This is a genomic window from Lacrimispora sp. (assembly GCF_031982545.1).
Taxonomy (GTDB): Bacteria; Bacillota; Clostridia; order Lachnospirales; family Lachnospiraceae; genus Lacrimispora.
Genome location: NZ_DALYXB010000013.1, coordinates 149,942 through 156,685 on the forward strand (window position 1 = coordinate 149,942; position 6,744 = coordinate 156,685).

The 6,744-nt window shown below is 44.0% G+C and carries 6 protein-coding genes; all 6 read left to right on the forward strand.

From position 1 onward, the window contains the following. Positions 1-11: 11 nt before the first annotated feature. The 6 genes from dnaX to ABS301_RS20595 are packed head-to-tail and all read left to right on the forward strand — an operon-like array spanning position 12 to position 6,365. Positions 12-1,601, forward strand: coding sequence for a DNA polymerase III subunit gamma/tau (dnaX, locus tag ABS301_RS20570; RefSeq protein ID WP_349673982.1), 1,590 nt, complete (start codon positions 12-14; stop codon positions 1,599-1,601). Between the two features lie 32 nt (positions 1,602-1,633). After that, complete coding sequence (locus tag ABS301_RS20575) at positions 1,634-1,987, forward strand: YbaB/EbfC family nucleoid-associated protein (RefSeq protein WP_349667647.1); 354 nt, start codon at positions 1,634-1,636, stop codon at positions 1,985-1,987. Positions 1,988-1,989: 2 nt separating this feature from the next. Then, positions 1,990-2,586: a recombination mediator RecR gene (gene recR / locus ABS301_RS20580; protein WP_097006959.1), complete on the forward strand. Its 597-nt coding sequence runs from the start codon at positions 1,990-1,992 to the stop codon at positions 2,584-2,586. A gap of 29 nt (positions 2,587-2,615) precedes the next feature. Beyond that, positions 2,616-4,787, forward strand: a complete 2,172-nt coding sequence (locus ABS301_RS20585) for a tetratricopeptide repeat protein (RefSeq protein ID WP_349673983.1) — start codon at positions 2,616-2,618, stop codon at positions 4,785-4,787. A gap of 13 nt (positions 4,788-4,800) precedes the next feature. Continuing rightward, positions 4,801-5,634, forward strand: coding sequence for a Cof-type HAD-IIB family hydrolase (locus ABS301_RS20590; RefSeq protein WP_349673984.1), 834 nt, complete (start codon positions 4,801-4,803; stop codon positions 5,632-5,634). Further along, on the forward strand, positions 5,631-6,365 hold the full coding sequence (locus ABS301_RS20595) for a CvpA family protein (RefSeq protein ID WP_349673985.1): 735 nt from the start codon (positions 5,631-5,633) through the stop codon (positions 6,363-6,365). Before ABS301_RS20590 ends, ABS301_RS20595 begins: the two co-directional genes overlap by 4 nt. Positions 6,366-6,744: the final 379 nt, after the last annotated feature.

A 6,744-nucleotide genomic window follows, 5' to 3' on the forward strand; every position in this document is an offset into this window, starting at 1 on the left:
GAGTAACAGGCATGTCATATACGGCATTATATCGGAAATGGCGCCCTACATCCTTTACAGATGTAAAGGGACAGGACCATATTGTGCAAACACTTAAAAACCAGATTATATCCCAGCGTATCGGGCATGCATATCTGTTCTGCGGAACCCGGGGAACCGGTAAGACCAGTATCGCAAAGATTTTCGCAAAAGCAGTCAATTGTGAACAGCCTGCAGATGGCAGCCCCTGTGGAGAGTGCCGTACCTGCAGAAATATTGCAGCAGGTGCTTCATTAAACGTTGTCGAGATTGATGCGGCATCAAACAATGGTGTGGAGAATATCCGGGAGATCAGAGAGCAGGTTCAGTATCCCCCTACAGAAGGAAAATACCGGGTTTATATTATCGATGAGGTTCATATGCTTTCAACAGGAGCATTTAACGCATTATTAAAAACCCTGGAAGAACCACCCTCATATGTTATATTTATTCTGGCGACAACAGAAGTGCACAAGATTCCGGTCACAGTATTATCCAGATGTCAGCGTTATGATTTTAAACGCATCACAGTTGAGACTATTGCTGAACATCTCAAAGAACTTACACAAGCAGAACAGATCCAGGTAGAGGAGAAGGCGCTGACTTACATTGCCAAATCGGCAGACGGAGCGTTAAGAGATGCTTTAAGTCTGTTAGATCAGTGCATTGCCTTCCACTACGGAGAACTTCTTACCTATGATAACGTACTTGATGTGCTTGGAGCAGTGGATATCACAGTATTCGGAAGGCTGTTTCGGGCCGTTGCACAAAACCAAACCAAAGACTGCATCGCATGCCTGGAAGATATGGTGATCCAGGGAAGAGAGTTAGGACAGTTCGTAGTTGATTTTATCTGGTATTTAAGAAATCTTCTGATTATAAAATCCGTGGATGACGGAGAGAATCTTATGGATATGTCGACGGAGAACCAGAATCTGTTAAGAGAAGACAGTAATCTTGCGGATCCTGAGACACTTCTCCGGTATATTCGTGTGTTCTCAGATTTATCTAATCAGCTGCGCTACGCTTCACAAAAGCGTGTTCTGATAGAAGTTGCACTGATTAAGCTGACCCGCCCTCAGATGGAGCAGAACTATGATTCGATTCTGCAGCGCATCAAAGGCATTGAAAAACAACTGGAGAGCGGAACATTTCTGCAAAAAGGAGAAGCGTCTGTAACTGCTGAAGCCAGCTTAAGTGCAGGTGAGGCAGAGGCACTGACTCCGGCCCAGAGAGTTGCACTTCCCCAGGGCCAGTTAGAGGATTTAAACTTAATCCGAAGTGATTGGGGAAAAATTATACGGGAACTGGGTGGTCCCATACGGGCCAGTTTTCGGGAGACCGTAGTGGAACCCGCTGGTGAGAGCCGGCTTTGTGTGGTCTTTTCCGATCAGAGCAATTATATGATTGGAAGCAGAGAAACCACCATTGCGGATATTGAACGGTATGTGGAGGATCATTATAAAAAATCCATTGCCTTTCAGACAAGGCTCAGGGGCGGAGGCGAGCGTATGGATACTATTTACGTCAGCGACGAAGAATTGAAAGCCAATATTTTAATGGACATAACAATAGAAGAATAAAATGATAATGAAAATATAGGAGGATATACACCATGGCAAAACGTGGCGGTTTTCCAGGCGCTATGCCTGGCAATATGAACAATTTAATGAAGCAGGCACAGAAGATGCAGCGTCAGATGGAAGAGACGACAAAATCTCTGGAAGAGAAGGAATATAAAGCGACAGCAGGCGGCGGAGCGGTTACCGTAACAGTTTCAGGCAAGAAAGAGGTAACTTCCGTAAAATTATCCCAGGAAGTGGTTGATCCCGATGACATTGAGATGCTGGAAGATTTAATTATGGCGGCTACTAATGAAGCATTCCGCCAGATGGAAGAAGACAGCAGTTCCGCTATGTCTAAATTAACCGGTGGAATGGGTGGACTAGGCGGAGGATTTCCGTTCTAATTATGGACTATTACAGCAGTCAGATAACCAGATTAATTGAAGAGCTTTCAAAGCTCCCCGGTATTGGCAGCAAATCGGCACAGCGTCTGGCATTTCATATTATTAATATGCCGGAGGAGCAGGTAACAGGCCTAGCCTCATCCATAACAGAAGCGAAACGTAACGTGCATTACTGCAAAGAGTGTTTTACCTTGACGGATCAGGAGCGCTGCCCTATTTGCAAGAGTGAGAAACGCAATCATAAGGTTATTATGGTGGTGGAAGATACCAGAGATTTAGCTGCCTATGAAAAAACCGGAAAGTTTGAAGGCGTTTACCATGTGCTCCATGGAGCCATATCCCCTATGCTGGGAATCGGACCTGGAGATATTAAGCTGAAAGAATTAATGCAGAGGCTGCAGGGAGATGTGGAAGAAGTGATCATAGCCACAAACTCCAGTCTGGAAGGTGAGACAACAGCCATGTACATCAGTAAGCTGATCAAACCTACAGGAATCAGGGTTACCCGCATAGCCAGCGGTGTTCCCGTTGGCGGAGACTTAGAGTACATAGATGAGGTGACATTGTTACGGGCTCTGGAGGGCAGAGTCGAACTGTAACTCATTTGCCTTGTTAGGAGATGCAAAGAATGGATAAGTACGAGTTTAATATAAAAGTTGAACAAATTAAAAAACTGGTCGGTAAAAACGACTATGAGACGGCTATGAAGATCGCCGACACAATCGACTGGAGAAGAGTCCGCAACACCAATTTGCTTTCCATGGTAGCCATGGTATACGAGAAAAATGAGGATTATCAGGAGGCAAAGGAGATCCTTTTACAGGCATTTGAGCGGGCACCTATTGGAAAAAGGCTTCTCTATAAATTGGCAGAGCTGGCCATCAAAGAAGGCAATATCGAAGAAGCAGAAAGCTATTATAAGGAATTTGGAGATCTGGCTTCGGAGGATCCCAGGCAGCAGCTTCTCCGCTATATGATTTTAAAGGCAAAAGGAGCACCGGCTCAGCAGCTCATTCATTCTCTTGAATCCTACACCAGTGTGGAGCTTGATGAAAAATGGCTTTACGAACTGGCAGAACTTTACAGCCTTGCCGGAATGGCGGAACGCTGTGTAGAGACCTGTGACCGTATTATGCTGATGTTCGGACTTGGAAAATATGTGGAAAAGGCAATGGACTTAAAAGTTCAGTATGCCCCTCTGACAAATTACCAGATGGATCTCATAGAAAACAGAGACAAATACGAAGCCAGACTTCGTGCAGTAGAGCAGGAGTATGGCACCGGTAAAAAAGTAAGTGTACAGCTGGAACCGGAGATTGATTATTATCAGGAAGAACCGGAGATCAGCCAGTATTCCAACATGGTATATGAGGAATCAGTGGAAGAGGATTACGAAGCCAGCATGCAGGAAGCTGAAGTCCAGGAGTCTCTTGCGAGAGAGATGTCCAGAATTACTTACAAAGATCCGGTGGTTGAAGAAGAACCGGCTGCAGAGCATACCAGAGTGCTGGAAGATATCCGCAGAGTAGGGCGCAACATTTCCATATTCCCTAGAACAGTGGAAGATTATGTACCGGAAGAGGAAGAAATGGAAACATATTCCGAACCCGTTATTGAAGAGGAAGAGCCTCAGGAATTTGATCAGAAGATTTACGGTATCCAGTCAGCTGCTACTGCAGAGGAAGATGAAGTCTATGATCTCCCTCAGGAAGAAAGCTTTGAGAATGAGGAAGAGCAGTATTCTAACTATTATGAGGCAGAAGAAGAAGCATATCCGGAGGAAGACGGAAGCGGATATCATTTCCCGCAGCAGGAAGAAGGGGAAGAGTTTGCTTTTGAGGATCTGTATGAAGAAGAAGAGGCGGTTATTGAAGAGCCTGTACGCAATCATCTTATGATCGAAGCCAGAACTCCTGAAAAAGGACTTCAGATGGCAGTAGAAGCATTAAAGCAGATCCACAGGGAAAGCGGTGTGAATAATCCTGTTGCCAAGATTTCAGGATCCAAACTTTCAGCGCGGGGAGTATTTGCTTCTGCAGATAAGCTTTCTGGAAAAGATTTAGTAATAGAAGAAGCCGGAGACTTAACTCCTGTAGCTCTTGATGAGTTAAACCAGCTCATGGAAAGAGATGCCAGCGGAATGATCGTTGTTTTAATCGATAATCCAAAGCAGATGGAAACGCTGCATCAGGATCATCCGGTTCTGGCCAGTAAATTCGAATGCATTGGCAGCGGAGAGGAAGTTCCGCTTCCTGAATCCGAACCGGTGTCTGCTCAGAGAAATCCCCGGGTTGTACAGGAGAGAGAGAGAGATCAGCACGAACCGGTAATGCAAAACAATGCTGTGGAATACCAGCAGAGTCAGGAATACCATTACGCTGAATCCGCTGAGTACGATCAATATGATGAGTATAATGAGGAGCAGAATCACGAAGAGGGTGATTATTATGAGGAGTCTGCATACGAACCGGTGGACGAGCCCTCCTTCAGACAGCAAAGCCAGCCTGAGTATTCTGGCGAGGAGATGGATATCGACGAATTTGCACAGTATGCCTGCCGGTATGCCAACGAAATTGACTGTAATATTACTGGAAAAAGTATGCTTGCCCTCTACGAGAGAATTGAAATCATGGAGGAAGACGGCGTTCCTTTAAACAGAGCAAATGCAGAAGGACTGATTGAAGAAGCTGCAGACCGGGCTGAAAAGCCAACAGTGGGAAGGCGGATCAAAGGTCTGTTTTCTACAAAATACGATAAAGACGGATTGCTTATATTAAAAGAGGAACATTTTATTTATTAAATGGAGATAAAACGTGGATATTAAACTCATTGCAATTGATCTGGACGGAACTCTGTTAAACAGCAGGAAATGTTTGTCTGACCAAAATCGGGAAGCTTTGACAAGCTGTATTCGCAAAGGAATACACATTGTTCCATGTACCGGAAGGACTGTTGATGGAATACCGGCTGAGGTAAAAGAGATACCCGGAATCCGGTATGCCATCACCACCAATGGTGCGGTTGTTGAGGACATGAAAGAGAATGTGGTGATAGACACAAGGCTGTTAAGTTGTGATCTCGCATTGGAACTTTTACGGTTTGTGGATCCGTATCATGTGATGTATGATCCGTACATAGAAAGACGGGGAATCACAGAACCACGCTTCATGGATCATTTATCAGAGTTTGCACTGACTTCTGAGTTGCAGGAACTGGTACGAAACACCCGTGACGTTTGCCCGAATATTATAGAGTTCGTAGAGAATGCCAGGAAACCTGTTGAAAAGATCAATTTGTTTTTTGGTAATATGGAAGAACGAGCAAAGCTAAGGGCAGAGCTGGAAAAAAGAAATGATATTCTGGTCACCTCATCAATTGTTAATAATCTGGAAATCAATGCGCCTGATGCCGCAAAAGGAGACGCAATCATAAGGCTTTCGTCCCATCTCGGAATCAGTCCCAGTCAAACGATGGGAATTGGTGACGGAGAGAATGATTTCACTATGATTGTAAAAGCCGGTGTCGGTGTTGTCATGAAAAACGGTAGCAAAGAACTGATGGAAGCAGCAGACTATGTAACGGAAACCAATGATGAGGACGGAGTAGCCTCCGCCATCAGGAAGTTGGTATTGGAAATGGAACTATGACGAGACTGTATATGGAAAACTGGTTATCGGTAATTGCCGGAGTTTATTTGCTTGGGATGGTTCTTTACGGTCATCACAGAGGATTTATCCGGCTGGTTGTATCGATATTCGCAATGATCTTATCTTTGACTGTTGTTCGGGTATCGCTGCCAGCTGTAACTACTTATTTAAAAGAGAACACCACTCTTCAGCAGACAGTATCTCAAAATATTATAAAGGCAGCAGGTTTTGCTCAGGAACAGAGTTCCGGGGAAGAGATTTCAGATAAGCCTTCTGCACAGAGAACCATTATAGAAAATCTGAATTTACCCCGTACGGTCAAATCGGCGCTGATTGAGAATAACAACAGTGAGATTTACCAGATGATGGGAGTACAGGCATTTACTGATTATGTAGGAAACTATCTTGCAGACACCATTATTAATTCAGCGGGATTCGTTTTGCTGTTTGCAGCTGTCTATATGGCGTCTAAGCTGATAATCCGATGGCTGGATATTATAGCAAGACTTCCTATTATATCGGGAATTAATAAATTAGCGGGTGCAATAGCAGGCGGACTGGAAGGATTATTGTTCCTCTGGCTGGCGTGCCTGTTAGTTACAGCATTCTCTGGCACGGAATGGGGCATGATGATTACCCGGCAGATTGAATCAAGCCAGTGGCTTTCGTTTCTTTACAGCCATAATCTGCTGAACCTGATGGTTCTGGGGGTATTGCATGGCTTGATCTGAGAGAATAATTGTATTTATGATATATGCAATTGAAACAAATCTGCAGGGAAAAGGACGAAAAGTCTTTCCTGCAGTTTTTTATTACAATCCCAACATATAGAGAAATTCCGTAAAAGCGTATATATATAGTAGTAAAATCAATTCTCAAAAAATTGTATGAATAAATGGCACAAATTCCCTTGACAATCTTTTGGGGACATGATATATTATAGTTCCGATGCGGAACACACCGCAAAGGCGATCGATTTAAACCGATTGAAAAAATAAAAAAAGTTGTTGACAAAGAAACGGCAACATGATAGAATAAATGAGTTGCTGATCGAGAGATAACAACAAAAAGCACTTTGAAAACAGAAGATTGAACAGTATGTAAAACCCT

Bases quoted from the DNA above. Each gene is read 5' to 3' on its own strand.
- ABS301_RS20585 (WP_349673983.1), top strand. From the start codon at position 2,616: ATGGATAAGTACGAGTTTAATATAAAAGTTGAACAAATTAAAAAACTG.
- dnaX (WP_349673982.1), top strand. From the start codon at position 12: ATGTCATATACGGCATTATATCGGAAATGGCGCCCTACATCCTTTACA.
- ABS301_RS20575 (WP_349667647.1), top strand. From the start codon at position 1,634: ATGGCAAAACGTGGCGGTTTTCCAGGCGCTATGCCTGGCAATATGAAC.
- ABS301_RS20595 (WP_349673985.1), top strand. From the start codon at position 5,631: ATGACGAGACTGTATATGGAAAACTGGTTATCGGTAATTGCCGGAGTT.
- recR (WP_097006959.1), top strand. From the start codon at position 1,990: ATGGACTATTACAGCAGTCAGATAACCAGATTAATTGAAGAGCTTTCA.